General features: G+C 74.4%; 28 protein-coding genes and 1 pseudogene. 14 read left to right on the top strand and 15 right to left on the bottom strand.

The genetic code is table 11. The features are described 5' to 3' along the window. The first annotated feature begins 23 nt into the window (after positions 1-23). Positions 24-602 carry a hypothetical protein gene (locus ABD345_RS18860; protein WP_344553449.1) on the top strand — a complete coding sequence of 193 codons (579 nt, stop codon included), beginning with the start codon at positions 24-26 and terminating at the stop codon, positions 600-602. Further along, complete coding sequence (locus ABD345_RS18855) at positions 533-2,440, top strand: serine hydrolase (protein ID WP_344553489.1); 1,908 nt, start codon at positions 533-535, stop codon at positions 2,438-2,440. Before ABD345_RS18860 ends, ABD345_RS18855 begins: the two co-directional genes overlap by 70 nt. A 71-nt stretch (positions 2,441-2,511) precedes the next feature. On the opposite strand, the gene ABD345_RS18850 is transcribed toward ABD345_RS18855, so the two are convergent. Together ABD345_RS18850 and ABD345_RS18845 are read right to left on the bottom strand one after the other, a co-directional pair. Beyond that, a complete protein-coding gene (locus tag ABD345_RS18850; protein ID WP_344553447.1) occupies positions 2,512-2,913 on the bottom strand; it encodes a DUF5959 family protein in 402 nt (133 codons plus the stop codon). Positions 2,914-3,020: 107 nt separating this feature from the next. Further along, positions 3,021-4,178 carry an FAD-dependent oxidoreductase gene (locus ABD345_RS18845; RefSeq protein ID WP_344553446.1) on the bottom strand — a complete coding sequence of 386 codons (1,158 nt, stop codon included), beginning with the start codon at positions 4,176-4,178 and terminating at the stop codon, positions 3,021-3,023. 146 nt (positions 4,179-4,324) lie between these two features. Between ABD345_RS18845 and ABD345_RS18840 the strand changes: the two genes are divergently transcribed. Then, a complete protein-coding gene (locus ABD345_RS18840; protein ID WP_344553444.1) occupies positions 4,325-5,095 on the top strand; it encodes a TetR/AcrR family transcriptional regulator in 771 nt (256 codons plus the stop codon). A 245-nt stretch (positions 5,096-5,340) separates the two neighbouring features. Continuing rightward, the gene (locus ABD345_RS18835; RefSeq protein WP_344553443.1) at positions 5,341-5,904 is read left to right on the top strand and encodes a hypothetical protein; all 564 of its coding nucleotides are present in this window, start codon (positions 5,341-5,343) and stop codon (positions 5,902-5,904) included. A 66-nt stretch (positions 5,905-5,970) separates the two neighbouring features. On the opposite strand, the gene ABD345_RS18830 is transcribed toward ABD345_RS18835, so the two are convergent. Next, positions 5,971-6,621 carry a helix-turn-helix domain-containing protein gene (locus ABD345_RS18830; RefSeq protein ID WP_344553441.1) on the bottom strand — a complete coding sequence of 217 codons (651 nt, stop codon included), beginning with the start codon at positions 6,619-6,621 and terminating at the stop codon, positions 5,971-5,973. A gap of 118 nt (positions 6,622-6,739) precedes the next feature. Between ABD345_RS18830 and ABD345_RS18825 the strand changes: the two genes are divergently transcribed. Next, positions 6,740-7,591 (top strand): aldo/keto reductase, encoded by an 852-nt coding sequence (locus ABD345_RS18825; RefSeq protein ID WP_344553440.1) that lies wholly within the window; start codon positions 6,740-6,742, stop codon positions 7,589-7,591. Between the two features lie 46 nt (positions 7,592-7,637). Here ABD345_RS18825 and ABD345_RS18820 read toward each other — a convergent pair whose 3' ends face one another. From ABD345_RS18820 to ABD345_RS18810, 3 genes are all read right to left on the bottom strand, one after another. After that, complete coding sequence (locus ABD345_RS18820; RefSeq protein ID WP_344553439.1) at positions 7,638-8,066, bottom strand: hypothetical protein; 429 nt, start codon at positions 8,064-8,066, stop codon at positions 7,638-7,640. Between the two features lie 167 nt (positions 8,067-8,233). Beyond that, a complete protein-coding gene (locus tag ABD345_RS18815) occupies positions 8,234-8,680 on the bottom strand; it encodes a MarR family winged helix-turn-helix transcriptional regulator (RefSeq protein WP_344553438.1) in 447 nt (148 codons plus the stop codon). Between the two features lie 34 nt (positions 8,681-8,714). After that, on the bottom strand, positions 8,715-10,487 hold the full coding sequence (locus tag ABD345_RS18810; protein WP_344553437.1) for an MFS transporter: 1,773 nt from the start codon (positions 10,485-10,487) through the stop codon (positions 8,715-8,717). Positions 10,488-10,700: 213 nt separating this feature from the next. Between ABD345_RS18810 and ABD345_RS18805 the strand changes: the two genes are divergently transcribed. Next, positions 10,701-11,339 carry a LysE family translocator gene (locus ABD345_RS18805; protein ID WP_344553436.1) on the top strand — a complete coding sequence of 213 codons (639 nt, stop codon included), beginning with the start codon at positions 10,701-10,703 and terminating at the stop codon, positions 11,337-11,339. Positions 11,340-11,477: 138 nt separating this feature from the next. Here ABD345_RS18805 and ABD345_RS18800 read toward each other — a convergent pair whose 3' ends face one another. The 3 genes from ABD345_RS18800 to ABD345_RS18790 all read right to left on the bottom strand — a co-directional run bounded on the left by ABD345_RS18800 (position 11,478) and on the right by ABD345_RS18790 (position 15,143). Beyond that, positions 11,478-12,125 (bottom strand): hypothetical protein, encoded by a 648-nt coding sequence (locus ABD345_RS18800; RefSeq protein ID WP_344553435.1) that lies wholly within the window; start codon positions 12,123-12,125, stop codon positions 11,478-11,480. 306 nt (positions 12,126-12,431) lie between these two features. Continuing rightward, positions 12,432-12,986 carry a GNAT family N-acetyltransferase gene (locus ABD345_RS18795; protein WP_344553433.1) on the bottom strand — a complete coding sequence of 185 codons (555 nt, stop codon included), beginning with the start codon at positions 12,984-12,986 and terminating at the stop codon, positions 12,432-12,434. A 102-nt stretch (positions 12,987-13,088) separates the two neighbouring features. Next, positions 13,089-15,143: a beta-galactosidase gene (locus ABD345_RS18790; RefSeq protein ID WP_344553432.1), complete on the bottom strand. Its 2,055-nt coding sequence runs from the start codon at positions 15,141-15,143 to the stop codon at positions 13,089-13,091. A gap of 293 nt (positions 15,144-15,436) precedes the next feature. Here ABD345_RS18790 and ABD345_RS18785 point away from each other — a divergent pair, with 293 nt between their 5' ends. The 4 genes from ABD345_RS18785 (at position 15,437) to ABD345_RS18770 (ending at position 19,902) form a co-directional block, all read left to right on the top strand. Next, positions 15,437-16,750, top strand: coding sequence for an ABC transporter substrate-binding protein (locus ABD345_RS18785; RefSeq protein WP_344553431.1), 1,314 nt, complete (start codon positions 15,437-15,439; stop codon positions 16,748-16,750). A gap of 214 nt (positions 16,751-16,964) precedes the next feature. Beyond that, entirely contained in the window at positions 16,965-17,897 is a 933-nt protein-coding gene (locus tag ABD345_RS18780) for a carbohydrate ABC transporter permease (RefSeq protein ID WP_344553430.1), read from the top strand. A gap of 1 nt (position 17,898) precedes the next feature. Next, a complete protein-coding gene (locus ABD345_RS18775) occupies positions 17,899-18,801 on the top strand; it encodes a carbohydrate ABC transporter permease (RefSeq protein ID WP_344553429.1) in 903 nt (300 codons plus the stop codon). A 54-nt stretch (positions 18,802-18,855) separates the two neighbouring features. Further along, positions 18,856-19,902 (top strand): LacI family DNA-binding transcriptional regulator, encoded by a 1,047-nt coding sequence (locus ABD345_RS18770; protein WP_344553428.1) that lies wholly within the window; start codon positions 18,856-18,858, stop codon positions 19,900-19,902. 25 nt (positions 19,903-19,927) lie between these two features. Here the strand turns inward: ABD345_RS18770 and ABD345_RS18765 are convergent, their stop codons facing one another. After that, positions 19,928-20,485: a dihydrofolate reductase family protein gene (locus ABD345_RS18765; protein ID WP_344553427.1), complete on the bottom strand. Its 558-nt coding sequence runs from the start codon at positions 20,483-20,485 to the stop codon at positions 19,928-19,930. A 114-nt stretch (positions 20,486-20,599) separates the two neighbouring features. Continuing rightward, positions 20,600-21,562: pseudogene (locus ABD345_RS18760) on the bottom strand (RNA polymerase subunit sigma-70); the annotation flags it as partial. A gap of 102 nt (positions 21,563-21,664) precedes the next feature. Here ABD345_RS18760 and ABD345_RS18755 point away from each other — a divergent pair. Next, the gene (locus ABD345_RS18755; protein WP_344553488.1) at positions 21,665-22,642 is read left to right on the top strand and encodes a sigma-70 family RNA polymerase sigma factor; all 978 of its coding nucleotides are present in this window, start codon (positions 21,665-21,667) and stop codon (positions 22,640-22,642) included. Between the two features lie 12 nt (positions 22,643-22,654). Here the strand turns inward: ABD345_RS18755 and ABD345_RS18750 are convergent, their stop codons facing one another. Continuing rightward, positions 22,655-22,921 carry a hypothetical protein gene (locus ABD345_RS18750; RefSeq protein ID WP_344553426.1) on the bottom strand — a complete coding sequence of 89 codons (267 nt, stop codon included), beginning with the start codon at positions 22,919-22,921 and terminating at the stop codon, positions 22,655-22,657. 122 nt (positions 22,922-23,043) lie between these two features. Between ABD345_RS18750 and ABD345_RS18745 the strand changes: the two genes are divergently transcribed. Next, positions 23,044-23,520, top strand: coding sequence for a DUF7919 family protein (locus ABD345_RS18745; RefSeq protein WP_344553425.1), 477 nt, complete (start codon positions 23,044-23,046; stop codon positions 23,518-23,520). An 11-nt stretch (positions 23,521-23,531) separates the two neighbouring features. Here the strand turns inward: ABD345_RS18745 and ABD345_RS18740 are convergent, their stop codons facing one another. From ABD345_RS18740 to ABD345_RS18730, 3 genes are all read right to left on the bottom strand, one after another. Then, positions 23,532-24,413 (bottom strand): IS5 family transposase, encoded by an 882-nt coding sequence (locus tag ABD345_RS18740; protein ID WP_344553424.1) that lies wholly within the window; start codon positions 24,411-24,413, stop codon positions 23,532-23,534. Between the two features lie 53 nt (positions 24,414-24,466). Then, a complete protein-coding gene (locus ABD345_RS18735) occupies positions 24,467-24,799 on the bottom strand; it encodes a hypothetical protein (protein ID WP_344553423.1) in 333 nt (110 codons plus the stop codon). A gap of 61 nt (positions 24,800-24,860) precedes the next feature. Further along, complete coding sequence (locus ABD345_RS18730) at positions 24,861-25,640, bottom strand: SDR family NAD(P)-dependent oxidoreductase (RefSeq protein WP_344553422.1); 780 nt, start codon at positions 25,638-25,640, stop codon at positions 24,861-24,863. A 124-nt stretch (positions 25,641-25,764) separates the two neighbouring features. Between ABD345_RS18730 and ABD345_RS18725 the strand changes: the two genes are divergently transcribed. Next, entirely contained in the window at positions 25,765-26,346 is a 582-nt protein-coding gene (locus tag ABD345_RS18725; RefSeq protein WP_344553421.1) for a TetR/AcrR family transcriptional regulator, read from the top strand. Between the two features lie 129 nt (positions 26,347-26,475). Then, positions 26,476-26,835, top strand: coding sequence for an EF-hand domain-containing protein (locus ABD345_RS18720; RefSeq protein ID WP_344553420.1), 360 nt, complete (start codon positions 26,476-26,478; stop codon positions 26,833-26,835). Positions 26,836-26,894 lie beyond the last annotated feature (59 nt).

Genomic DNA, 26,894 nt, shown 5'->3' with positions numbered 1-26,894 from the left:
TCGCCCACCTGACTGATCGATCGGTGACCGCGCACCTGGCCCTGGCCCGGGTGCCGGCCCACTGCGGGGACGACCCGGCGGCGGCGCTCGGACAGCTGGCCGGGGCGGTGGCGGCGGACCCGGCCGACCCGGAGCCGTACGCGCTGCTGGCCGAACTGCGGACGGAGCGGCCCGCCGAGCTGGGGGCGCTGCTGGCCCGGGCCGACACCCTGATCACGGTGCTGGCGCGTGCCTACTTCTGTTTCCTGGACGGGGAGTTGGACGAGGCGGTGCTGGCGCTGGGCGCGGTCGCGGGGGCCCGGCCGACGGTGGCCTGGGCGGCGGCGCCGTGGTTCGGCGATCCCCGGGTGGTGGCCCTGGTCGATCCGGAGGCCCTGGCGGAGGCCGCGCGCTGCGGATCGGCGACCACGGCCACCCGCTGGACGTCCCGGCCGCGGCGGGAGCGCTCGCGCCGTGGACGGCCGCCGTGGAGGCGGTCGCCGGGCGGGCGCCGCAGCCGGAGACGGTGGCCCGGTACGCGCTGTTCCTGCGCATGTGCGGGCACCCCGAACGGTCCTTCGCGCTGTGCGACCGGGCCGACGCGATCGCCCCGGCGATGCTGACCGAGGTGGTCCGGGCCGGGACGTGGCGCGAACGGGGCGACCACGACCGGGCCGCCGCGGCCTTCGAACGGGCCCTGCTGCTGGATCCGGCGAACTGGTCGCTGCACCTGGACCTGGCCGATCTGGACGCCCTGCGCGGCGACTTCGCCTCCGCCGCGGTCCGCACCGCGCGCGGCCTGGAACTGGAGCCCGCCGAACCCACCCTGCGCGCCGCGCCCGCCGCCTACCGGTTCCGGCTCGCCCCCGCCGCCGGGGCACTGCGCGAACTCCTGGACGCGGCGGGCGCGTTGCGGCCGAGCCCGTACCGCCGCCAACTGCTCGACCTGGCCCGCACCGACGCCGCCGGGCCGTTCACCGGCCTGCCCGCCGAGTTGCTCGCCGAGGCCGACCGGCCGCGCGGCGGGGGCTGCCCCGCCGTCAACGGTTCGCGGACGTCACACTGGTACCCGGAACGGACCGCCGCGAGAAGAGGAACCGGCATGCCGAACGGGCTGGGCGGACTGGACGGACTGGACGAGGCGTGCGAACGGGTGCTGGCGGAGACCGGCTGCCCGTCGGTGAGCGTGGCCGTGGCGGCGGGCGAGGAGCTGGTGCTGGCCCGGGCGTACGGGTGGGCGGACGTCGCGGCGGGGCGGCCGGCCACGCCGGGGACGGCGTACGGGCTGGCCTCGGTGACCAAGGCGTTCACCGGCCTCGCGGCGTGCCTGGCCGCGGACCGGGGGCTGCTGGACCTGGACGCGCCGCTGGCCGGGGAGTTCGCGCACGCGGCGCCGACGGTGCGCCAACTGCTGCGGCACCGGGGCGGGTTCCCCGGGTACTACGACTTCTCCTACCGCCCCGACGGCGCTCCGGGGCCGATCGACCTGGCCCGCTACCGCAGGCAACTGCACGCGCCGGACGGCGAGTTCGAGTACTCCAACATCGGCTACCAGGAGGTGGCCCGGGCGCTGGAGGCGGCCACCGGGCGGGAGTTGGGCGCGCTGCTGCGGGAGTGGGTCGCCGAGCCGCTCGGACTGGCGGGCTTCGCCTTCGGGCCGGTCCACCCCGGCCCCGCCCCGGCCGCGGTGCGGTACACCCCGGACGGGCGGGCCTACCCGCCCTGCCGGGAGGGGCACCCGGCGGCGGGGGCGGGCTGGGCGACGGCCGGCGACGTCGCGCTGTTCGCCCGCCGCTCGGCCGGGCTGCTGGCGCCCGGCACCGCCGCGGCCGTCCTCGACGCGCCCGCCATCGCCCCCGGCGGGAAGCTGGGGTACGGGCTGGGGCGGGTCGTCCAGCGCGCGGCGGACGGCTCGGTGTGCAGCAGCCACGGCGGCGGGATGGGCGGCGTCGCGGCGATGATGATCGACCTGCCCGGGCGGGGGCTGTCGGTGGCGGTGCTCGCCAACTCGACCGACAAGTCCGCCCGCAACGCGGTGGTCGCGCACCTGACGGGCGTGCTGGCCCCGGAGTTCGACCCGGCGCACCTGGCCCCGGTCGACGAGCCGGACCTGCCGCTCGCCCTGCCCGCGGGCCGTTGGTCCGGCGAGGTCGCCACCCCCGACGGCGCCGTCCCGCTGGCGCTCGCCGCGCTGCCGGACGGCCTGGTCGAGGTCCGGCTGGCCGACCTGCCGCCGGTCGCCGTCCCGGCCGCCGCCTCCCGCCGCTGGGACCTGCGCCTGATCGCGGAGCTCCAACTGCCCACCGCGGACGCCCGGTTGAACAGCCCCGCGTTCGGCCTCCAACTGCGCCTGCAGGACGGCGGTCTGACCGGCCGGGCACTGGCCTTCAAGAACGGCGACCGGGAGGGCTTCCTCGGCCCCTACCTCCCGCACCCCTGCGAGCTGCGCCGCCGGGGCTGAGAGCAGCCGGGGCTGAGGCCGGCCGGGGCTGAGGCCGGCCGGGCTGAGGGCTACCGGGCTGAGGGCGGCCGTCACACCCGGTACGTCCGGCGGACGCGTTCCAGCCGCTCGCGCTGCTCGTCGATCCAGCCGTCCCGGAGGTCCACCGGGACGGCCATGGCGGTGGCGGAGCCCTGGACGTCCTCCACGGTGACCAGCGGGACGGTGAACCGGGTGTCGAACGCGACGTCGATCTCCGGGTTCCGGGCGTCGGTCAGCCGGCAGACGCTCCGGCCGAGGGCCAGGTCGTCCAGGGCCGACGCCCAGGCGTCCAGCTCGGCGGGCGGGAGGCGGACCGGGAGGCGGACCGGGAGCCGGCCGGCGCAGAAGCCGCTCGCGACGACCACCTCGGCGGCCAGCCCGTCCGGCTCGCGCCGGCCCAGCACCCGGACCACCACGCCCTTCCGCCCGTCGGCGAGGTGGATCAGTTCCACCGCCCCGTCGTCCGCCGTACCCGTGCCCGCTCCTCGTGAAGACCGTTCCGGGCCATCCTGCCGGACCGCGGGGGCGCCCTGTCCAGGGTTTTTCCCGGCGGCGCGGCTCAGCCGCCCTCGCCCCGGAAGAACGCGGCGATCCGGCGGCCCCCGGCCGGGGAGGTGATCATCTCCAGGATCCGGGCCGACTCGGCGGCGACCCCGGCGGTGCGGGCGAACATCTCCTCCTCGTAGGCCCGCAGGGCGGCGTCGGGGTCGCCGGGGGCGGCGTCGAGCGCGGTGGCCAGCTCCAGGGCGTCGCGCATCGCGGCGTTGGCGCCGTGGCTGACGGGGGGCATCAGGTGGGCCGCGTCGCCGAGCAGGGTGAGGCCGGGGCGGTGCGCCCAGCGCAGGCCGACCGGCAGGGCGGTCAGCGCGCGGGGGGTGAGCGGGCCGGTGCAGGCGCTGATCAGGGCCCGGCAGGCGGGCGTCCAGCCGTCGAACAGCGGGAGCAGCGCGGCCCGGGCCTCGTCGGGGCGGGCGAACGGGATGCCGCAGGTGGTGAGCCAGTCGGCGGCGCGGTGGGCGGGGCCGTGGAAGGACAGGCCGACCCGGACCGAGCCGTCGCTGCAGCGCTGGGCGGCGAGCGAGCGGCCGTCGCCGACCACCCAGTAGCTGCCGCGGCCGACGGTGGCGGCCAGACCGGGGTGGGTGCGGTCGATGTCGGGGACGGCGCCCTCGACGGTGTTGACGCCGAGGTGGTGCGGCACGGCGGGGGTGAGCAGCGGCCGGAGGCGGGAGTGGGCGCCGTCGGCGCCGATCAGGACCCGGTGGCGGGCCCGGTCGCCGTCGGCGAACTCCAGCTCCCAGCCGCCGTCCGGGGCCGGGGCGGCGGTGCGCAGGGCGCGGCCCCAGGCGACGGTGCCGGGCGGGAGCGCGTCCAGCAGCAGGTCGCGCAGGTCGGCGCGGTCGATCTCGGGGCGGAGCGCGGGCGAGTCGTCCGGGGTGTCGTCGCGGTGCAGGACGGTGCCGGTGTGGTCGAGCAGCAGCATGTCCTCCCCCTCGGGGCGGGCGTGCCGGCGGAACGCCTCCGTCAGCCCGGCCGCGCGCAGGGCGCGCTGCCCGGTGTCGGCGTGCAGGTCGAGCGTGCCGCCCTGGGTGCGGGCGGCCCGGCCGGCGTCGCGCTCGTAGACGGTGACCCGGTCGCCGCGCATGGTGAGCAGCCGGGCCAGGGTCAGCCCGCCCGGGCCGCCGCCGACGATCGCCACCTCCGTCGGGTGTGCCATTTTCCGTCCTCCCCCTCGTTCGCCGAACCTTTTCGATACACCGTATCGACTCGATACGGTGTATCGCAACGCACCCCCGTATCGTGTTCCCGCACCGCCCCCGTGCCACCCGCACCGCCCGCACCGCCGAACGGAGACCGCCTGCCATGACGTCCTCTCACGACACCGAGACCGGGACCGAGACCGGGTCCGGGCTGGTCTGGGAGCGCCCGGAGCCGCCGGAGCGGCGTTCGCCCGCGCCGCTGAGCCGGGCGCTGATCGTCGGCGCGGCGCTCGAACTGGCCGACGCGGACGGGCTGGAGGGGGTGTCGATCCGGCGGGTCGCGGCGGCGCTGGAGGTCGGCCCGATGCGGCTGTACGGGTACGTGGAGACCAAGGCCGAACTGCTGGAGCTGATGGTGGACGCGGTGTACGGGGAGATCGCCCCGCCCGCGCCCCGGCCGACACCGGCACCGGTACCGGCACCGACCGGGTGGCGGGAGGAGCTGCGGGCGATCGCCGGACGCTACCGGGCGGCGGCACTGCGGCACGAGTGGTTCATCGAACTGCTCGGCGGGCGGCCGCACTTGGGGCCGAACGCGCTGGCCGCCCGGGAGACCGCGCTGTCCGTGGTGCACGGCGCGCCGGGCTTCGCCGGGCAGCCGACCCGGGTGCAGCAGGCGGCGGGGGTGTTCCACGCGTACCTGGCGGGGCGGCTGCGGGTGGAGGTGGCGCAGCGTCGGGCGGAGCGGGCGGAGGGGCGTTCGGACCGCGACTGGCAGGTGGCGATGGGGCCGTACATGATGCGGGTGCTGGCGCAGGGGCGGCATCCGACGATCGCCGAGGTGATGGTCTCGGCCGACCACCTGACGCCGGGCGAGTCGTTCGCGGTGGGCCTGGAGATGGTGCTGGACGGGATCGCCGCACAGGCGTCCTGATCCGGGGCCGGTTTTCGAGCGGCTGCGCGAACGTCCTCGGCCAGGACCGGCCCGGAGCGGTCGGCGTCCGGCCATTCCCCGGACCCGGCCCGACGGTCGGCGGGGTACGCCTTGCCGGGCGGCGGGCCCGCCGCGACCCTGGGTGCGCTGCCCCGTCGCCCTCCCCCGCCACTGCCGGGCCGGGGCGGGGCGACCCGGGCCGCCGTCGTCGTCCCGCCACCGCCGTCACCCCCTGGAGGGCTGCCGTGCTCCGTACCGGACGTGCCACCACTCTCACCGGCCTGCTGGCCCTGCTGCTCGGCGGCGCCGGGCTGTCGGCCGGCGCCCCCGCGCAGGCCGCCCCGGCCCTGCTCGCCACCGTCAACTGCACCGGCTGGACGTACACCACGTACAGCCCGGGCCTGACCCACACCGTCCGGCCGACCACCGTGACGGTGGACGGCAACCTGAACGTCACCGGCCCGCACAGCCCCACCGGCAGCTGCCTGGCCGTCGGGTCGACGGCGAGCGCCGGGGAGCGGGACGTCACCGCGCTGCTGGAGCTGAGCTGCGACCAACTGCTCACCGAGACCGGCACGGAGACCGTCCGCTGGAACAACGGGACCAGCAGCAGCTTCCCGTTCACCGCGACCGTGGTGCGCGGCCTGGCCACCACGGTGATCACCGAGACCGGCACCGTCACCTCGGGCGAGTTCCTCGGCGGCACGGCGGTCGAGACCTTCACCGCCCCGAACCTGGACCTGCTCGCCTGCGACCGCCCCGGCGGCGCGAGCGCCCTGAACTTCGCCACCGTCCTGACCATCCTCTGACCCCGGCCCCGCCGGGCGCGGGCCCCGGCGGGAACGGGCCCCGGCGGGCGCGGGTCGGCCGGACGGTCAGGCCAGCCCCAGCTCGCGGGCCCGGGTGCCCGCCTGGAAGCGGCTGTCCGCCTCCAGCAGGACCATCAGCTCGGCCACCCGCCGCCGGTAGCTGCGCAGCGACATGTCCAGGTCGCGGGCGGCACTCTCGTCGGTGAGGCCCCGGCCGAGCGTCCGCAGCACCGCGCGGGCCCTGGTGTCGAGGACCGGGACGGGGCGGTCCCGGTGCTCGGCGAGGTCGCGGGCCGCCTCCCAGGCGCCGCGGAACAGGGCGCGCAGGCCCTCGACCACGGTCGGGGCGCGGAGCACCGAGTAGGTCGGCCGCCCGCCGGGGCCGGTGCCGCCGAGGACGGCCACCCGGGCGTCCACCACGATCATCTCGGCCGGCAGCCCGGAACTGCTGACCCGGACCTGGCCCCCGGCGGCGGCGACCCGGAACGCGTGGGCGGCGAACGCGTCGTCCGCCACCACCGACGGGGTGTAGAGCTTGCGCACCCGCAGACCGGCGGGACGCTCGGCCGCACCGGCCGCACCGGCCGCACCGGCGGCGTCGGCGGCGCCGGACCAGGTGTCCCGGTCGGCGGCCGCGCAGAGGAACTCCTCGCGCGCTCCCGCGAACAACGGGGCCGCCCGGAGCAGCAGTTCGCGCTTCCCGTGGATCGTGGTCACCTGTTCCTCGGCGGACACCACTCCGCACCCCCTCGCCGTCGTTCGGTCGTCCGGTTCGACGACCGGCAGCATGCTGCCAGCCCGTTGCCCCCGTCCGGGATCCGAAGAGGATTCTGACATGACGATCAATCAGGAGTACGACCGCGCCCGGGACTTCACGCTGCCCGGCGGCGCCACGCTGTCCCGGATCGGGCTCGGGACGATGCGGCTGCCGCTCGCCGAACCCGCCGCGGCGCGGGAGGTGCTGCGCCGCGCGGTGGAGTCCGGCGTCGACCACTTCGACACCGCGGCCTTCTACTTCGCCGGGGAACGCTCCGCCAACGCCCTGCTGCGCGAGGCCCTGCACCCGTACCGGGAACGGGTGTTCATCGCCGTCAAGGTGGGGCCGCAGCGCACCCCGGACGGGGCGTTCACGGCTCCGGCCACGGCGGCGGAGCTGCGCGGGGCGGTCGAACGGAACCTGCGGGAACTCGGCCTGGAGCGGCTGGACCTGGTGTACCTGCGGATCGGTGCGATGAGCCCGGATCCCGGGGAGTCGCCGGCCGAGCGCTTCGCGGCGCTGGCCGAGCTGCGGCGGGCGGGCCTGGTCGGGGAGCTCGGGGTGAGCAACGTGACGGCCGGGCAGCTGGCGGAGGCCCGCGCGGTGGCGCCGGTGGCCGCCGTGCAGAACCACTTCAACCTGACCCGGCGCGCGGACCTGGCGCTGCTGGCGGAGTGCCGGGCGCTCGGCATCGCCTACGTGCCGTTCCCGCCGCTGGCGGGCGGCGACCCGGCGGTGTCGCCAGCGGTGCGCCGGATCGCCGAGGCGCACGGGGCGACCGTGCCGCGGGTCCTGCTCGCCTGGCTGCTGGCGCTGGGCCCACACGTCTGCCCGATCCCGGGCACCTCCTCGCCCGCCCACCTCGCCGACAACCTGGCGGCGGCGGACCTGGAGCTGGCCCCGGCTGAACTGGCCGAACTGACGGGCTGACCGTCCTGCCCTGCCCCGTCCTGCCCCGTCCCGTCCGGTCCCCTGCTCACTCCCAGGCTTCCGGATCGGCGGGGCGCGGCGGCGGGTTCTCCCACCGGTGCATGACGCCGGTCGCGGTGCCGGCCAGGCCGACCAGCACGAAGCACGACGGGAGCAGCAGCAGGGACCAGCGGAGCTGGCCGGGGAGGAGGGCGTGGCCGGGGCGGGTGAGCGCGGTGACGGTGTCGCCGGGGCGCAGGCCCTCGGGGGCGCTGGAGAGGTTGTCGAGGGGAACCGCCGCCGGGACGGCGAGCACGATCCGGCGGGCGTGGACGCCGCGTCCGTCCTGCTCGTAGTGGGCGGTCAGGACGGTCGCCCGCACCTGCGGGGCCCCGGCGTAGCGGACGTGGGTCACCAGGTGGTAGGAGGCCCAGAGCAGCCCGGCGAGCAGCAGGATCGGGCCGACCAGCAGGCCCAGCGCCCTGTTCCGGCCCATGTCCGCCCCCGTCGTCCCCGAACCTCGGGTTGATCTTCGTCCCCGGGCGACCGGAAGTAAAGAGCCGGAAGCGGGAGCCGGAACGCCCCGCCGGGCGTTCCGGCAGGGCGTTCCGGTGGAGCGTTCCGGTGGGGCCTTCCGGTGGGGTGTCGCCGCCCCGGGCGGTCTCAGTCCTCGAAGGCGACCAGGCGTTCCAGCACCGGCAGGGCCGCCATCAGGGTCCGCCGTTCCGCCTCGGTGAGTTCGGCGGCCCGGCGGGCCAGCAGTTCGGAGCGGCGGCGGCGGATGTGGGCCAGCAACTCGACGCCGTCCGGGGAGAGTTCGACCAGGACGGAGCGGCCGTCGCTGGGGTCGGGGACGCGGTTGACCATGCCGGTTTCGACCAGCGAGGCGACGGTGCGGGTGATCGACGGGGCGGAGACCCGTTCCAGCCCGGCGAGTTCGCCGAGCCGGATCGGGCCGTGCTGCTCGATCCGGGCCAGCGCGGACTGCTGGGTGAAGGTGAACTCCTGCCGGTCGGAGGCCCGCATCAGGTGCCGGTTCAGCCGGGCGATCACCAGCCGCAGCCGCGCCACCTCGGCCGGGTCCAGCCCGCCCTCGTCCTGTTGTCCCACCGTTGGACTCCCCTGCTCCGCCGTCCGCTTCACGTCACGCCGCGCCCCGGGACACCGCGGCGTCCCCGTCCGGGACGGCGGCCGCGCCGTCCTCGGGGCCGTCCCCGACCGTACCCGTTCCGCGGCCGCGCAGCAGCGAGGCCAGGGCGGCGACCAACGACATCGCGATGGCGAGCGAGAAGACCACCATCAGGCCGTCGTGGAACGGGCCGGAGATCAGGTGCGGGAAGAAGTCCCGGCCGGTGAGGGTCTGGGCGTTGGAGGCGGGCAGGCCGGAGAGCACCTGCGGGCCGAGCAGTTCGTGGATCGGGTTGTAGCCGAGGAAGGCCGCGAACAGCATGCCGACGGGCGGGAGTTGGGCCACCGTGTGGGCGTCGGCGGGCGAGACGCCCTGTCCGGTGAGGCCGTCGGTGAGGGTCTGCGGGAGCGATCCGGCCAGGCCCGCGACCATCAGCGAGAAGAACACGCCGATGGACAGCACCATGCCCGCGTTCTGGAAGGTGGCGCGCATGCCGGAGGCGGCGCCGCGGTCGGCGGCCGGGACGCTGGACATCACCAGCGCGGTGTTGGGGGCGGCGAACAGGCCGCCGCCGAGGCCGTTGAGGAACACCAGCAGGGCGAACCACACGTACCCGAAGTCGGTGGGCAGGATCAGCAGTCCGGCGAACGAGGCCGCCATCACGACCAGGCCGCCGGCCGCGAACAGCCGGGCGCCGAAGCGGTCCGAGAGGTAGCCGGAGACCGGGCCGGCGGCGAGGAAGCCGATGGTCAGCGGCACCAGGTAGATGCCCGCCCAGAGCGGGGTGTCCTCGTAGTCGTAGCCGTGCAGCGGCAGCCAGATGCCCTGCAGCCAGATGATCAGCATGAACTGCAGGCCGCCGCGGGCGATCGAGCCGAGCAGCGTCGCCAGGTTGCCGCCCGCGAACACCGGGTCGCGGAACAGCCGCAGCGGGAACATCGGTTCGGCGGTCTTCATCTCGATCAGGCAGAACGCGATCAGGACGGCCGCGCCGCCGATCAGCCCGGCCAGCACCCAGGGGTTGGTCCAGCCCATGGTGTGGCCGCCGTACGGCTGGATGCCGTAGGTGATGCCCGCGAGCAGCGCGGTGAGGCCGACGGCGAAGCTGATGTTGCCCCACCAGTCGATCTTCCCGGGGCGGCGGATCCCGGTCTCGTGCAGCGAGCGGTAGGCCCAGACGGTGCCGATGATGCCGATCGGGACGTTGACCCAGAAGATCGAGCGCCAGTTCCACTCGGCCAGCACGCCGCCGAGGACCAGGCCGATGAACGAGCCGGCGATCGCGGCGACCATGTTGACGCCGAGCGCCATGCCGCGCTGCTTGGCCGGGAAGGCGTCGGTGATGATGGCCGCGGAGTTCGCCATCAGCATGGCGCCGCCGACGGCCTGGACCACGCGCCAGCCGATCAGCCAGAGCGCGCCGCCGCCGCCGTCCATCGGGTCGAGCGAGAGGATCACCGAGGTGATGGTGAAGATCAGGAAGCCCGCGTTGTAGATCCGCACCCGGCCCCAGATGTCGCCGAGCCGTCCCAGCGTGACCACCAGCACCGCCGTGACCAGCATGTAGCCCATCAGCATCCACAGCAGGTAGCTGACGTTGCCCGGCTCCAGCGGGTTGAGGTGGATGCCGTTGAAGATCGCCGGCAGCGAGATCAGCACGATCGAGGAGTTGATCGTCGCGATCAGCATGCCGAGGGTGGTGTTGGACAGCGCCACCCACTTGTAGCGCGGGTGTTCCGCGCCGATCCACCGTTTCTTGCTGCCCTGTTCGATGTCCACGTCCGCCATCTCCTGCCGCCCCCTGGGAAGCCGTGATGATAGTTAGCTGATGTGAACTAAATTACTGCGCGCCCCCCGCCCCGGCCAGTCGTCCCGGATGGTGGACGGGAGCAGAGGTGGTGCGGGGAGCGGGAGTTGACGGACCGTCAGTAAAGCTTTGGCAAAGCCTCGAACGGGAAAACCGCTGGAGGGAACAGGCCGCCCCGTGCTTGCATGACTCCCATGGTGTCCGCCGACCGCTTGCTCGCCTTCGCGGCCATGTCGTCCCTGCTGATCGTGATCCCCGGCCCGAGCGTGCTGTTCGTGATCGGGCGGGCGCTGGCCCAGGGCCGGCGCGCCGCGCTGACCACGGTCGCGGGGAACACCAGCGGCGCGTACGCCCTGGTGGTGGCCGTGGCGCTCGGGGTGGGCGCGGTGGTGGAGCGCTCCGTCCTCCTCTTCACCCTGCTCAAGCTGGCGGGCGCCGCCTACCTGGTGCTCCTCGGCATCAGGGCGTGGCGCGAACGCGGCTCGCTGCGGGCGGCGTTCGACGGGGTCGGAGCCGCCCGGGGCGGCTTGCGGACGTTCGGGGAGGGCTTCGCCGTCGGCCTGACCAACCCCAAGACCATCGTGTTCTTCGCCGCGGTGCTGCCGCAGTTCGTCGACCGCGAGCAGGGGCACGTCACCGCGCAGATGCTGCTGCTCGGCCTGGTCTTCAACCTCATCGCCGTGGTCTCCGACATGGTGTGGGGCCTGGTCGCGGCCACCGCCCGCGACTGGTTCGCCCGCTCGCCCCGGCGGCTCTCCCTGGTCGGCGGGGTCGGCGGCCTCGCCATGATCGGCCTGGGCGTCACCGTCGCCGCGACGGGCCGCAAGGACTGACCCGGGCACCGCCGCGCCACCGTCCCGGGTTCTGCCCGTCCTGCGGCCCGGTCCGCTCCGGGCCCCGGCGCGCTCCGGGCCGGCGCGCACGCTCCCGCCGGGCCCGGTTCCGGGCCGCGGCCCGGCGATGCGTGCAGGTCAGCAGGGGCCGAGGTCCTGCCAGACGCCCCACTGACCGGTGGTGCCGGGCTCCTCGCCCAGCGTCCACCACTTGGCGCTCCACTGGTGGCCCTGCCACGAGACGGTGTTGCCGCCGGTGTAGACCTGCGTGCCGACCCAGGGGGCGGTGGAGCACGCCGGGGCGGTGGCGCCGCCGGTCACGGTGAGCGTGTAGGTCGCGGAGGACGTGGCCGAGATGCCGTTCAGCGCGCCCCTGACCGTCAGCGGGTAGGTGCCGGGGACGACCGTGGAGACGGTCGACACCGACAGGACGGCGCTGGAGCTGCCGCTGACCGAGGACGGGCTGACCGAGGCGGTGACCCCTGCGGGAGCACCGCTGACCGTCAGCGCGATGGACGTGTACGAGCCGTTGTTGATGATGGCCGTGCTCACGGTCGCGGTGGCCGACGAGCCGGCGGCCACCGTCCCCGAGGACGGGTTGACCTGCACCTGGATCGCGGGCACCTGGACGCTCGACGCCGCGGGCGACGGGGCGAGGACCCGGGCGGGCAGTGGGGTGCCCGCCGCGTGGGCGGCGCCGGTGCCGGTGAGCACCACGCCGGCGACGGCGGCGGTGACGGCTCCGGCGAGCAGGGCTCGGAGTGGTGCGCGAACGGGTCCGGCCATGGACCGCGCTCCCTTCGAAGGTGGGGGACTTCGGTGGCCTGAAGCACTCTGGCCGGGCCAATACTGGTGGTCCGGGCCACCCGACTGTCAAGAGTCCTTACCGACCCCGGGTTCGGCGGTTCCTCGTACCCGTGTGCCGAGTCGTACGCCTGCGCGGCCCGCGGCCAGGTCAGCTCGACGCCGTGCGGCAGCACCCGCTCGCCCGGAGCTCCTCGACCCAGGTGATGCCGTTCGGGTCCACCCGCTCGTACCCGGACGGGGCCTGCCCCCGGATCGACGGCTCTCAGCACCCACGGCGAGGCGGGTTCAACCCGAGTGGCCGAGGACGAGTTCGCGCTCGACGGACGACTCGTCGCCCGGGACGGGGACGGTGCGGCCGCTGCGGGTGAAGCCGGCCTTGCGGTAGAAGGCTTCGGCCCGCTGGTTGTCCTGGTGCACGTAGAGGCGGACGCGGGAGACCTTCGGCTCGTCGAGGCCGCGGGCGAAGGCGACCGCCGCGTCGAACAGGGCCCCGGCCAGGCCGGTGCCGCGCTGCTCGGGGCGGACGAACACGCCCACCAGGTGGGCCTGGTCGACCTCGACCGGCGCGCCCATGACGTCCTCGCGGCCGGCCCGCTCGATCAGCACCGTCACCGATCCGTCCCAGCCGCCGTCCGGCCGCTCGGCGACGAACTGCTGGATGATCGCCTCGCCGCGGGAACCGGCCGCCCGCTCCCGCCAGTGCTCGTCCGGCTTGCCGGCGGCGTTGTCGTACGTGTCCAGGAAGGCGATGCCCGCGGCCGGGTCCCGCAGGGCGTCCAGCCGCAGTTGCTTGACCTGCTGCCAGTCCTCGCCGGTCACGGCTCGTATCACGTGGTCCATACCCGGATCATTGGCGGGCCCGGGGTCCGGGGCAAGCGGATTTCGGGCGGCCCGGTGCCCCCGCCCGGTGCCCCCGCGCGGGGGGCACCGGCTTCTGCGCCGTCAGCCCCGTCCGGCGGAGTGGCGGAGCACCCTGGTCCGGCCGGCGGGGACGGTGAGGGTGTCAAAGACCCGGGCGCCGGTGAGGAGTTCGGTGCCCGGTCCGGGGGCCAGGAGGTCGGCGTCGGCGGCGCCGTGGTTGATCGCGAAGAGGTAGTGGCCGTGGTCGCCCGCGCGTTCCACGACCTCGACGTCGTGGGGGAGCCGGCGCTCGGTCAGGCCGGCGTCGGCGGAGACGGCGCGCAGCACCCGGGCGAGCGAGTCGGCGTCGAGGCGGGCGGAGACGTACCAGGCGCGGCCGGCGCCGAGGGCGTGCCGGGTGACGGCGGGGCCTCCGGCGGCGGGGCCGCCCTCGGCGGGGTCGTCGGCGTAGCGCCACACCGTCTCGGCGCCCTCGGTGACGACGAACTCGGTCCACGCCTCGGCGCGCAGCCCGTCGGGGCTCGCGGCGCCCTCCAGCCGGACGCTCCCGCCGGCCCTCAGCGGCGCGAACTCCTCGACGGTGAGGCCGAGTACGTCGCGCAGCGCGCCGGGGTGCGGGCCGGGGTGGACGGTGTCGTGCTCGTCGACGATGCCGGAGAAGCAGGAGACCAGCAGGGTGCCGCCGCCCTCGACGTACTGGCGCAGGTTGCGGGCGGCGGCCTCGGTGGTGAGGTAGAGGGCGGGGACGACGACCAGCGGGTAGCGGCTCAACTCGGCTTCGGGGTGGGCGAAGTCGACGGTGAGGTGGGCGTCCCAGCTCGCGGTGTACCAGGCTTCGGCGCGTTCGCGGGCGTCCAGGTCGACGCTGGGGCGCCACTCCAGGCGCTGCGCCCACCAGGACTCCCAGTCCCAGAGCATCGCGGCGTCGGCCCGCACCAGGCTGTCGCGGATCTCCGCGAGCGCGCCCAACTCCTGTCCGAGTTCGACGACTTCGCGCCAGGTCCGGCTGTTGGTGCCGGCGTGCGGGAGCATCGCGGAGTGGAACTTCTCGGCGCCGGAGCGGGAGGCCCGCCACTGGAAGAACATCGCGCCCTCGGAGCCGCGGGCGACGTGCGCGAGGCTGTTGCGGGCGAGTTCGCCGGGGCGCTTGGCGAGGTTGCGGGGCTGCCAGTTGACGGCGCCGGTGGAGTGTTCGAGCAGCAGCCAGGGGCGGCCGCCGGCGACGGAGCGGGTGAGGTCGGCGGCCATCGCGAGGTTGATCTGGCTGCGCGGGTCCTCGGCGACCAGGTAGTGGTCGTTGGCGACCAGGTCGACCTCGCGGCCCCAGGCCCAGTAGTCCATGGACTGGCACTGGCTGAGCGCGGTCATGAAGTTGGTGGTGACCGGGATGCCGGGGGCGAGGCGGTGCAGCAGGTCGCGTTCGCGCTTGAAGTTGGCGAGGACGGCGTCGTTGGTGAACCGGGCGTAGTCCAGCTGCTGGGCGGGGTTGCCCGCGGTGGGGGTGAGCCGGGGCGGCTGGACGTCGTCCCAGCGGGTGTAGCGCTGGCCCCAGAAGGCGGTGCCCCAGGCGGAGTTGAGTTCCTTGAGGGTGCCGTAGCGCTCGCCCAGCCAGCGCCGGAAGTGGGCGGCCGACTCCTCGCAGTAGCAGTCGCTGACCGGGACGCCGTACTCGTTGTGGACGTGCCACAGGGCGACGGCGGGGTGGTCGCCGTAGCGGCGGGCGAGCCGTTCGGTGATGGTGGCGGCGGCGTGCTGGTAGGCGGGTGAGCTGTGGCAGATCGCGCCGCGCGAGCCGAAGGCGTAGCGGGTGCCCTCGCGGGTGACGGGCAGCGCCTCGGGGTGGTCGCGGTAGAACCAGGCGGGCGGGACGACGGTGGGGGTGGCCAGGTCGGCGCGGATGCCGTTGGCGTGCAGCAGGTCGAGCAGCCGGTCGAGCCAGCCGAACTCGTACTGGCCGCGCTCGGGTTCGAGCAGCGCCCAGGAGAAGATCCCGACGCTCACCATGGTGACTCCGGCCTCGCGCATCAGCCGGACGTCCTCGGCCCAGACCTCCTCGGGCCACTGCTCGGGGTTGTAGTCGCCGCCGTAGGCGAGCGGGTCGAGTCCGAGCGGGCGGGGGTACCGCGGGTGATCCATGGGGCGCTCCATCGGGAAGAACTGTGAACGTGCACACCCTAGTCACGGCCGGGTGTCGCTGTGTCTCGCCCAGATAACCGTACGGGCTCGGGGATTGACAAGTGTCTCCCAGGTTTCCGTACTGTGAACGTGCACAGCGACGGGCCGGGCCTCGAAGCACCGCCCGTCGCAGTCCCCGGAAAGCTCCGGGAGCCCCCGCAGCACTCCCCCGGGCACCCCGCCGCGCACCCCCTCGCGCGGCGGCCGGCCGCCCGGCTCCCTCACCCGAAACCCCGTGATCCCCGGGAGGATCCATGCACCGTCGCCTCGCCCTCGCCGCGGCCGCCGCCCTGTGCGGCACGCTCGTGCTGTCCGCGTGCTCGTCCGACGGCGGCTCCGGCGATTCGGCCAAGGCCGCCTCCGGCCCGGTGAAGCTGACCTTCTGGTCCTGGGCGCCGAACATGGACAAGGTCGCCGAGGTCTGGAACAAGTCGCACCCGGACGTCCAGGTCAGCGTGCTCAAGCAGGCCGGCGGCGACGACCTGGTCACCAAGACCATCACCGCCGCGAAGGCGGGCAACGCGCCGGACCTGATCCAGGCCGAGTACCAGGCGCTGCCCACCCTGGTCTCCAACGACGTGCTGGCCGACATCGCGAAGCAGGCCGGGGACGCGAGGTCGCAGTTCGCGGACGGCGTGTGGAAGCAGGTCACGCTCGGCTCGGACGCGGTGTACGCGATCCCCGAGGACACCGCGCCGCTGGCCTTCTACTACCGGCAGGACCTGTTCGAGCAGTACGGCCTGACCGTGCCCACCACCTGGGAGGAGTTCGCCGCCACCGCCCGCGCGCTGAAGCAGAAGGCCCCGGACAAGGCGCTGACCACCTTCTCCGCCAATGACCCGGGCCTGTTCGCGGGCCTGGCCCAGCAGGCGGGCGCCAAGTGGTGGACCACCTCGGGCGAGACCTGGAAGGTGGCGATCGACGACCCCGCGACGGCGAAGGTCGCCGACTTCTGGTCCGGCCTGGTCAAGGACGGCGCGGTGGACAACCAGCCGATGTACACCCCGGCCTGGAGCAAGGCGCTGAACGACGGCACCCAGATCGGCTGGGTCTCGGCGGTCTGGGCGCCCGGCGTGCTGACCAGCTCGGCGCCCGACACCAAGGGCAAGTGGGCGATGGCCCCGCTGCCGCAGTGGGAGTCCGGCGCCTCGGTGACCGGCAGTTGGGGCGGCTCGGCGACCGGCGTGACCACCGGCGCCGTGAAGTCCGGGCACGCGGACGCGGCGGCGAAGTTCGCCACCTGGCTGAACACCGACCCGGAGGCGCTGGCCGCGCTCGTCCAGCAGGTCAACATCTACCCGGCGGCCACCTCCGCGCAGACCGGCAGCCTGCTGTCGGCGGCGCCGGAGTTCTTCGCCAACCAGCCGGACTTCTACCCGAAGGCCGCCGAGATCGCCAAGGGCACCGCCCCGGCCGCCTGGGGCCCGAACGTGAACGTGGCGTACTCCGCGTTCAAGGACGCCTTCGGCAAGGCCGCCCAGGACAAGGGCGACTTCGGCGCGGCGCTGACGGCGATGCAGCAGTCCACCGTCGAGGACCTGAAGAAGAACGGCTTCCAGGTCGGCTGACCCGCCCCGCCCGACCGTTCCGCCCGACCGCTCCCCGCAGCGCCCGACCGCTCCCCGCAGCGCCCGCGGCCGGGCCCGGTCCGCCGAGCCCCCGGTCCGCCGCTCCGCCCGGCGGCGGTCCGGGCTCCCGTCCCGCACGACCCCTCGTCCCGCACGACCTCCCGTCCCGCACGACCCCCCTCCGCGCACCCCTCCAAGGTCCTTAGGAGCCGCCATGGCCTCCCCTCCCCCGCCGCCCCGCGCCCTCGTCCGGCGCCGCGGCTCGCTCGCGCCGTACGGCTTCCTCGGCCCGGCGGCCCTGCTGTTCACGCTGTTCTTCGCGCTGCCGATCGGCTTCGCGGTCTACCTGAGCCTGCGCGCCGTGAAGGTGAAGGGCCTGGGCCTGGGCTCGCACGCCCGCACCGAGGTGTGGGCGGGGCTGTCCAACTACAGCTCGGCGCTGGCGGATTCGGAGCTGCTGGCGGGCTCCGGCCGGGTGCTGCTGTACGGGGCGCTGCTGGTGCCGACGATGCTGGGCGCGGCGCTGTTCTTCGCGCTGCTGCTGGACGTGCCGCGGGTGCGGTTCGGGGCGTTCTCCCGGCTGGTGATCTTCCTGCCGTACGCGGTGCCGGGCATCGTGGCGTCCACCCTGTGGGGGTTCCTGTACCTGCCGCAGGTCAGCCCGGGCTACTACCTGCTGACCCAGGCCGGGATGAGCGGTCCGGACCTGCTGCACGGCAACGGGCTGTACCTGGCGATGGCGAACATCGCGGTGTGGGGCGGCACCGGCTTCAACATGATCGTGATCTACACCTCGCTGCGGGCGCTGCCGGCCGAGCTGTACGAGGCGGCCCGGCTGGACGGCTGCTCGGAGCTGCAGATCGCGCTGCGGATCAAGATCCCGCTGGTGGCGCCGTCGCTGGTGCTGACCTTCTTCTTCTCGATGATCGCCACCCTGCAGGTGTTCGCCGAGCCGATGACGCTCAAGCCGCTGACGAACTCGATGAGTTCGACCTGGTCGCCGCTGATGAAGGTGTACCGGGACGCGTTCGTGCAGGGCAACATCTACTCGGCGGCGGCCACCTCCGTGGTGATCGCGGCGGCCACCCTGCTGCTCTCCTTCGGGTTCCTGAAGCTGGTCAACAAGCGCGCCAACGGAGGCAGTTGAGATGAGCGCCACCCTCACGTCCGCCCCGCGGAAGAACCGCACCGCCCCCGCCCTCCCGCGCCGGGGCACCGCCCCGCGCCGCACCGCCTGGACGCCGACCCTGCTCCTGCTGCTGGGCGCGGTGTACTGCCTGGTGCCGGTGGTCTGGGTGGTGACGGCGGCGACCAAGAGCCGCCAGGAGCTGTTCACCACCTTCACCTACGCGCCCGGCACCGGCTTCTGGGACAACCTGTCCGAGCTGTCCTCGTACCGCGGCGGCGTCTACTGGCAGTGGATGGCCAACTCGGCGCTGTACGCGGGCGCGGGCGCCCTGCTGTCGGCGGCGGTGTCCGGCGTGAGCGGCTACGCGCTGGCCAAGTACCGCTTCCGGGGCCGCTCGACGGTGTTCAACGTGCTGCTGGCGGGCGTGCTGATGCCGCCGATCACGCTGGCGGTGCCGCAGTACCTGCTGATGTCGAAGGCGGGCCTGGCGGACAGCTACTGGTCGGTGCTGCTGCCGAGCGTCCTGTCCCCGTACGGCATCTACCTGTCGCGGATCTACGCGGAGGCGGCGATCCCGGACGAGGTGGTGGAGGCGGCCCGGGTGGACGGGGCGCGGGAGTGGCGGCTGTTCCGGAGCGTGGCGCTGCCGATGATGGTGCCGGGGCTGGTGACGGTGTTCCTGTTCCAGTTCGTGGCGATCTGGAACAACTTCCTGCTGCCGTACATCATGCTCGGCGACGACCACAAGTTCCCGGTGACGGTGGGCCTGTACTCGCTGCTCCAGCAGGGCGCGAACGAGCCGGCCCTGTACACCCTGGTGATCACCGGCGCGCTGCTGTCGATCCTGCCGCTGATCGCGCTGTTCCTCGGCATGCAGCGGTACTGGCGGGTGGACCTGCTGTCCGGCGCAGTGAAGTCCTGACGGGCCGCCACTACAGTGACCCCGACACCTCGATCTGCAAGGACCTGCATCCCGATGACGGAACCAGCGCCCCGCGGCCGGGCGGCCGGACGGCCGAAGCGCCCGCCGACCATCCACGACGTCGCCGCGGTGGCGGGCGTCTCGCGGGGCACGGTGTCCCGGGTGCTGCAGGGCGGGCACAACGTCAGCCCGGCCTCGCAGCAGGCGGTGGAGGCGGCCATCGCGCAGCTCGGCTACGTGGTGAACCGGGCGGCCCGCAGCCTGGTCACCCAGCGCTCCGGCTCGGTGGCGTTCCTGCTGACCGAGCCGCAGGAGCGGTTCTTCGAGGACCCGAACTTCACCACCCTGCTGCGCGGTTGCACGGCGGCGCTGGCCGAGCACGACATCCCGCTGCTGCTGATGACGGCGGGCGACGACGCGGAGCGCCGCCGGGTCACCCGCTACCTGGCGGCGGGCCACGTGGACGGGGTGCTGCTGGTCTCCTCGCACCGCGGCAACCCGATGATCGAGCACCTGCGCGAGGCGGACATCCCCATGGTGTGCTGCGGCCGCCCGCTGGGCCAGCGCGGCCGGGTCCCGTACGTGGCGGCGGACGACCGGGAGGGCGCCAAGGACCTGGTGCGCCACCTGCTGGAGTCGGGCCGCACCAGGGTCGCCACCATCGCCGGCCCGCAGGACACCCCGGGCGGCGTGGAGCGGCTGTCCGGCTACCGCGAGGTGCTGGCCGAGTACGGGCTGCCGGTGGACGAGCGGCTGGTCGCCCGGGGTGACTACAGCCGCTCCGGCGGCGAGGCCGCGATGCGCGAACTGCTGGACCGCGAGCCCGGGTTGGACGCGGTGTTCGTGGCCTCCGACCTGATGGCGGACGGCGCGCTGTCCGCCCTGGAGCACGCCGGGCGGCGCGTCCCGGAGGACGTCGCGGTGGGCGGGTTCGACGACTCGCCGGTGGCGCTGACCACCCGGCCGCCGCTGACCACGATCCGGCAGCCGTGGGACCGGATCTCCGCCGAGATGGTCCGCCTGCTGCTGGACCGGATCGCGGGCGAGGAGGCGCCGACGGTGATCCTGCCGACCGAGCTGGTGGTGCGCCGCTCCGGCTGAGCGGGCGGCGCACCCCCGGGGGCGGTCAGGCCCGGCGGTAGCGGGTGTAGCAGGCCGGGCCGACCGGTTCGGCCTGCTCGCAGCGGAAGTCGCCGACCGGCGCGCCGTCGGGGAACAGCCGGGCCCCGGTGCCGAGCACCACGGGGACGGTCAGCAGCCGGTACTCGTCGACCAGGTCGGCCTCGATCAGCCGGTGCACCAGGCCGATGCTGCCGGTGACGACGACGTCCCGCCGCTCCTCCTTCACCGCGCTCAGCAGGTCGCCCTCCAGCAGCCGGGAGTTGGCCCAGGCGGCGGTGTCGGCGGGGGCCAGGGTGCGGGAGGCGACCAGCTTGGCCGCGGCGTTCATCCGGGCGGAGAACTCGTCGGTCCGGTTCGGCCAGAGCCGGGAGAACAGCTGCCAGGTGCGGCGGCCCAGCAGCAGCACCCCGTCGTCCAGCGTCCGGCCGAGGCGGAACTTGTCGCCGGAGACGTGCTCCCGGCCGTGCCGGAGCATCCAGCCGCCCAGGGGCGTGCCGTCCGATCCGTCCGGGTCGCCGACCCGGCCGTCCAGGGTGCTGAACTCGATGACGATGACGCTCATGGCGGGGCTCCTGTGCTCCGGTGGTGGACTCTTCCACCGGTACGTACCGGCGCCGCGCCCGGAACTCATCGCGGTCGCCGGGACGGATTTCCCCGCCTCGCGCGGTACTGCCCGCTACCACCGCTCCGGCAGGTCGAACAGGCCCAGCACGGCGGGGTCGGTGTACACGGTGGTGCGGGTGACCGAGGCGTCGGCGACGTCCAGCAGTTGGACGCTGTGCAGCCGGTGCCCGGCGCCGTCGGGGGCGTACGCGGCGAACGCGGCCTGGCCGTTGGCGCCGACGGCGCGGGTGCGCCAGCCGGGGCCCCGCATCCCGTAGACCCGGTCCATGAACCGCCCGTAGTGCAGCGGGCCGCGGAACCACAGCGGCAGCGGCGGCATCTCCAGGACGGCGTCCCGGGCGAGCAGGCCGACCAGCGCGGGCACGTCGGCGGCCTCGAACGCGGCCAGGTAGCGGTCGACGACGGCCCGCCGCCCGGGCCCGTCCTGCTCCCTGACCCGTTCGGCGTCGGCGGCGCCGAGGGCGGCCCGGGCGCGCTGCAGGGCGCTGTTGACGGCGGCGACGGTGGTGTCGAGCTGCTCGGCGACCTCGGCGGCGCTGAACGCCAGCACCTCGCGCAGCACCAGGACGGCCCGCTGCCGGGCGGGCAGCAGCTGCACGGCCGCGACCCAGGCGAGGCGCAGGTCGGCCCGGGCGGCGGGGTCGAGCCGGGCGTCGGGGAAGGGTTCCAGCCAGGGCACGTCCGCGGCGGGGACGAGCGGCGCCCCGGTGTCCTGGCCGGGGGCGCCGAGGCCGGCGGGCAGCGGGCGGCGGGCGCGTCCTTCGAGGGCGGTGAGGCAGGCGTTGGTGGCGATCCGGTACAGCCAGGTGCGCACCGAGGCGCGGGCCGGGTCGTAGCGGGCGCGGGCGTTCCAGGCGCGCAGCAGGGTCTCCTGGACGAGGTCCTCGGCGTCGTGGAAGGAGCCGGTCATCCGGTAGCAGTAGGCCGTCAGTTCCGCACGGTGCGCGTCGAGTTCCACCCGCCCATCCTGCCGCACCGCGGCCCGGGCCGGTGTTCCCGCCCGCGCTCCCCGCTCGGCGGGCGTGCGCCCCGGCGGCGCCGCTCCTGCCGGCCGGGACGGCGCCGGGTGGGTCCCGCCCGGTTGTCAGGGGTGGCGCCTAAGCTGGCTCCCGTGGCAATGATCATGGATCGTGACGGGGCGGCGGAGCGGCTGGAGCCGTTCCGGCGGGAGCTGACGGCGTACTGCTACCGCATGCTGGGCTCGGCCTTCGAGGCGGAGGACGCGGTGCAGGAGACGCTGCTCCGCGCCTGGTCGAAGTTCGACGGCTTCGAGGGCCGCTCCGCGCTGCGGACGTGGCTGTACCGGATCGCCACCAACGTCTGCCTGGACATGGCCCCCGCCCCCCAGCGCCGGGCCCGCCCGATGGACCTGACCTCGCCCTGCCCGGCGAACGCGCCGGACCTGGCCCAGCTGGAGGAGAACGTCTGGGTCGGCCCGGTGCCGGATGCGCGGGTCCTCTCCGGGGACCCGGCGGAGGTCGCGGTGGGCCGGGAGTCGATCCGGCTGGCGTTCGTGTCGGCGCTGCAGAAGCTCCCGGCCCGGCAGCGCGCCGTCCTCATCCTGCGCGAGGTGCTGGCCTGGTCGGCGGCCGAGACGGCTCAGCTGCTGGAGACCTCGGTCGCCTCGGTGAACAGCGCCCTGCAGCGCGCCCGGGCGACGATGTCCGCCGCCGGCCCCGCCGGAGACGCCTTCGATCCGCTGGACGAGACCCAGCGCGCCCTGCTCGCCCGCTACGTCCGGGCGTTCGAAGCCTTCGACATCGAGGGCCTCCAACGCCTCCTGCACGAGGACGCGGTGCTGAACATGCCGCCGTTCCAGATGTGGGTGCGGGGCGTGGTCGAGCTGGGCGAGTGGTGGCAGGGTGCGGGCTGCGGCTGCGCGGGCTCCCGGCTGCTGCCGGTGGAGGCCAACGGCACGCCGGCCTTCGCCCAGTACCGCCCGGCCGAGGACGGCAACGGCTGGACGCCCTGGGGCATCACCCTGCTGGAGATCGTCGACGGCCGGATCGCCACCATGACCAACCACATGGACGTCGAGCGGCTCTTCCCGCTGTGGGGCCTGCCGATGCGCCTGACCACCGACCCGCGGGCCTGACCGGGGGGCCGCTCACTCCACGGGCAGCGCCCCGGCCAGCCCGGTCAGCTCCAGCAGCACCCGCCAGCGCTCCCCCGCCCCGCGCAGCACCACCCGGTGGCCGGCCCGCCGCACCAGCAGCGCCAACTCCCCGACCCGCCGCAGGTCACCGGGCCCGGGCCGGGACGCCTCCGCCACCCGCAGCGCGACGCACACGGTCTCCGGCCGCCCGGCGAGCAGCGCGTCGAGCCGCGCCTCCGCTCCCGGACCCGGACCCGGGTCGAGCTCCAGGGTCTCCATGCCGGTACTGACCACCCGGGGGCCCGGAACTCATCGCCCGCGGCGGGCCCCCCGGCTAGGCCGTGTCCGACGAGTCCTGACCCGCCTGGATGTCAAGGAAGCCATGCGGCAATGATGTGCTGGTGTTCTACAGAGACCTCAGCAAGTACGACTACCAGGACGAGGACACCTTCACGGACCGGGAGTCGGGCTTCTACGCGCTCTGGTACCGCCCGGCGTACAGCCGTCTGAACGTCGGGTGGTTAAAAGCTGGCAAGCCGTACTCGACGGGAACGGTCCCCACCGCGTTTGTAGAGAAGCTCAAGGCTGTTCAGCAGGTTCAGTGGATGAACGTCTGCCTCGGCGCACACGAATGCGACCTCTGCCCCGAGGACAAGGCTCCGGAAGGGAATGGCGAGGTTCGGATCCCGGGCGAGCATGGGATCGCTTATGCCGCCCCGTTCCTGATCACGCACTACATCACAGACCATGGTTACCGGCCGCCGCAGGTCTTCATCGATGCTGTGCTCGCCGTCGATCTCGATGCGTGGGCCGCCGCGCGATGGCCAGACGTTCCCTTCCCCTGGATCCCAGATGACGCCGAACGCATGCTGCAGTAGACCCGAGCAACCTACGTACGCAGCCAAAGCCGGATCGAGGCGACAGTGACCGTCCCATGAAAGACGTAGGCCCTCTTGTCGTAGCGAGTTGCGACCGCACGGAAGATCTTTAGCCGGTTGATCGTCCGTTCCACTTCGTTGCGGCGTCGGTAGATCTCCCTGTCGAACCCGGTCGGACGGCCGCCCTTACTGCCACGCCGCTGGCGGTTGGCACGTTGATCCCTCGGCTCTGGGATCGTGTGCTTGATCTGGCGGCGCCGCAGATAGCAACGGTTGCGGCGCGACGAATAGGCTTTGTCGCCACCAAGGTGATCGGGCCGCGTACGTGGGTGTCCGCCAGCCGGCCGCGGAACCCGGATCTGTTCCAGCACGGGGATGAACTGTGGGGCATCGCCCCACTGGCCGGGAGTGATCACGAAGGCAAGAGGGCGACATCCGCCCTCGCCCGCCAAGTGGATTTTTGAGGTCAGGCCGCCTCTGGAACGTCCCAGGGCCTCGTCGGCCCGGTGCCTGACCGGTGTGCTTCGTCTACCGGAGACTCTCGGCGGGCCGGAGCGAGCACCTGCCGCATGTTGGTGAGCCCGGCAGGAAGTGGAGTCCACGCTGACCATGCTCCAGTCGATCCGGCCCTCGGCATCAGCGTCGGCCTGCACCGCCCGCAAGATCCTCTCCCACGTGCCGTCTGCTGACCACCTGCGATGACGGTCATGAACCGTCTTCCACTTCCCAAAACGGGACGGCAAGTCCCGCCAGGGCAGACCAGTCCGCTGCCGGAAGAGAATCCCGTTGATGACCCGGCGGTGGCACTGCCACCGCCCGCCTCGCCCCGCGCTCCTCGGCAGATGCGGTTCCAGTCGAGCCCATTCCTCATCTGAAAGATCACCCCGCCCCATAACGACCGAAACGATCCATCAAGGGGCGGGTCACGCGACCCATCGGACACGGCCTAGAGCGCGTACGACCACCAGCCGAAGGCCGCCGCGTACGCCCGCCGCAGGGCGTCCGCCCCGCGACGCCCCAGCCCGAACTGCACGAGCAGCACGGCGAGGAACAGCGCCCCGGCGAAGCCGGCGATGCCCGCGCCGACCGCCGGGCCGGCCAGCGCGCCGAACGCCCCGGCGAGCAGGAGCGCGGTGCCGAGCCCCCAGTGCGCGTCCGCGGGGGCCGGGGCCAGCGCCTCCCGCGCGTCCTGCCGCGCCTTGCGGAGGTCGTTCGCGTACCGCTCCCGGGCCGCGACCGGGTCCGCCTCGCGGCCCTCGGGCCACTGTGGGGTGCTCATCCGCCGTCCCTCCCTGCTCGAACTGCTCGAACGAAGGGTAGCGGCCCGCACGGATCCGGCCTCAGGCGAAGTAGCCGCCGTCGACGGCGAGCACGCTGCCGGTGATGAACGCGGCGGCGGGCGTGGCCAGGAAGACCACGGCGGCGGCGACCTCCTCGGGGCGGCCGTAGCGGCCGAGCGCGTTGGCGGCGCGCTGGGCGGCGGCGTTCGGGCCGTCCTGCGGGTTCATCTCGGTGTCGGTGGAGCCGGGCTGGACCACGTTGACGGTGATGGCGCGGGGGGCGAGTTCCTGGGCGGCGGCGCGGCTCCAGGCGACGACGGCGGCCTTGGTGGCGGCGTAGTCGGCGAGGCCGGGCCGGCCGGGGCGGGCGGCCAGGTTGGAGCCGATGGTGACGATCCGTCCGCCGTCGGGGAGCAGCCGGGCGGCGGCCCGGACGGCGGTGGTCACCCCGCCCACGTTGACCGCGTGCTGGCGGGCCAGCGCGTCCGGGTCGGCCTCTCCGGCGAGCGGCCCGGGGGTGATCACGCCGGCGTTGTTGACCAGCACGTCCAGCCGTCCGAAGTCCTCGGCGACGGCGGCCACCAGGCCCTCGACCTGTGCGGCGTCCCCCTGGTCGGCCCGGTAGGCGGCGGCCCGCCGCCCGAGCGCCTCGATCCGGCGCACCACCTCCTCGGCGCGCGGGGCCGAGCCGCTGTGGCTGATCGCGACGTCCGCCCCGGCGGCGGCCAGCGCGAGGGCGGTGGCGGCGCCGATGCCGCGCGAGCCGCCGGTGACCAGGGCGGTGCGGCCGGCCAGCACGTCGGGCGCGAAGGTGGCGGTGGCGGTGGTCTGGTGCGTCATGTCGGGTCCCCCTCCGAGATCTGTACCGTGCGGTACACATCGGGGACGCTACCATATCGATCGGTACACAATCGCGGCGCCCGAGCGCGGGCCACCGCGCGAACTCCCGGGAAGGCAGGGCGACATGACGGGCCGTCCGCGCACGTTCGACCTCGACGAGGCCCTGGAGCGCGCCATGCGGGTGTTCTGGCGGCACGGCTACGAGGGCACCGCGCTCTCCGACCTGACCGCCGCGATGGGCATCAACCGCCCCAGCCTGTACGCGGCGTACGGCAACAAGGAGGCGTTGTTCCGCCAGTGCCTGGACCGCTACCACCGCGGGCCCGCCCGGCACGTCCAGGAGGCGCTGGCCGAGCCGACCGCCCGGGCCGCCGCCGAGCGCCTGCTGCGCGGCACCGTCGAGGTGGTCACCCGCGCGGAGGGGCCCGGCTGCCTGCTGGTGCACGGCGCGCTGGCCACCGGCCCGGGCGCGGAGGGCGTGCGCGCCGAGAGCGCGGCCCGCCGCGCGGCGCACCGGGCGGCCCTGCGCGCCCGCTTCGAACTGGCCGCCCGGGCGGGCGAGTTCCCGCCCGGCACCGATCCCCGCGTGCTGGCCGACCACCTGATCACGGTCACCTACGGCCTCGCCGTCCAGGCCACCGAGGGCACCCCGCCCGCGGACCTGCACCGGATCGCCGCGCACGCCCTGGACTGCTGGCCGCACTGACCCGGCCGCGCCCGGCCGCGCCCGGCCCCCACCTCATGGTACGACAAGACGCTTTCCGGCCGATCGGAAAACCACCCGACGGATGGGAAGCCCCCGGCCCGCCCACCGCCTACCGCCACCATCGGTGACGTGGAACCCGCTCCCGCACCGCCGCGTCCCGCCCCACCACAGCTCGCACCGCCGCGCCCCGCCCACCCGCGTCCCGCCTACCCGGTCCTGGTCGGCAGCGTCCCCGCCCCCGGCGCCGGCTGGGTGCACTGGCCCCGCAGCAGCGCGATGCTGCGCGAGCCGTACGACGTCCTCTCCCTCAAGGCCCGCCTCGACCACGGCCGCACCGCCCCGGAGGACCGCGCCGCCGCCTTCCGGCACCTGGACACCGACGCCAGCGGCAAGCTCTCCGTCGACGAACTCCTCAGCGCCCTCCAGGAGTGCTGCGTCATCCCGGATCCGGCCGCCCCGGGCAACCGGCTCTACGGCCCGCTCGGCTGAGCGGCCCGGGAAACGCCGAACCGCCAAGGGCCTGGTCGTCCGCCTCCCCGACCCCGACG

This window comes from Kitasatospora saccharophila (assembly GCF_039529925.1).
Taxonomy (GTDB): domain Bacteria; phylum Actinomycetota; class Actinomycetes; order Streptomycetales; family Streptomycetaceae; genus Kitasatospora; species Kitasatospora saccharophila.
This window is presented reverse-complemented; position numbering and strand designations above follow the sequence as displayed.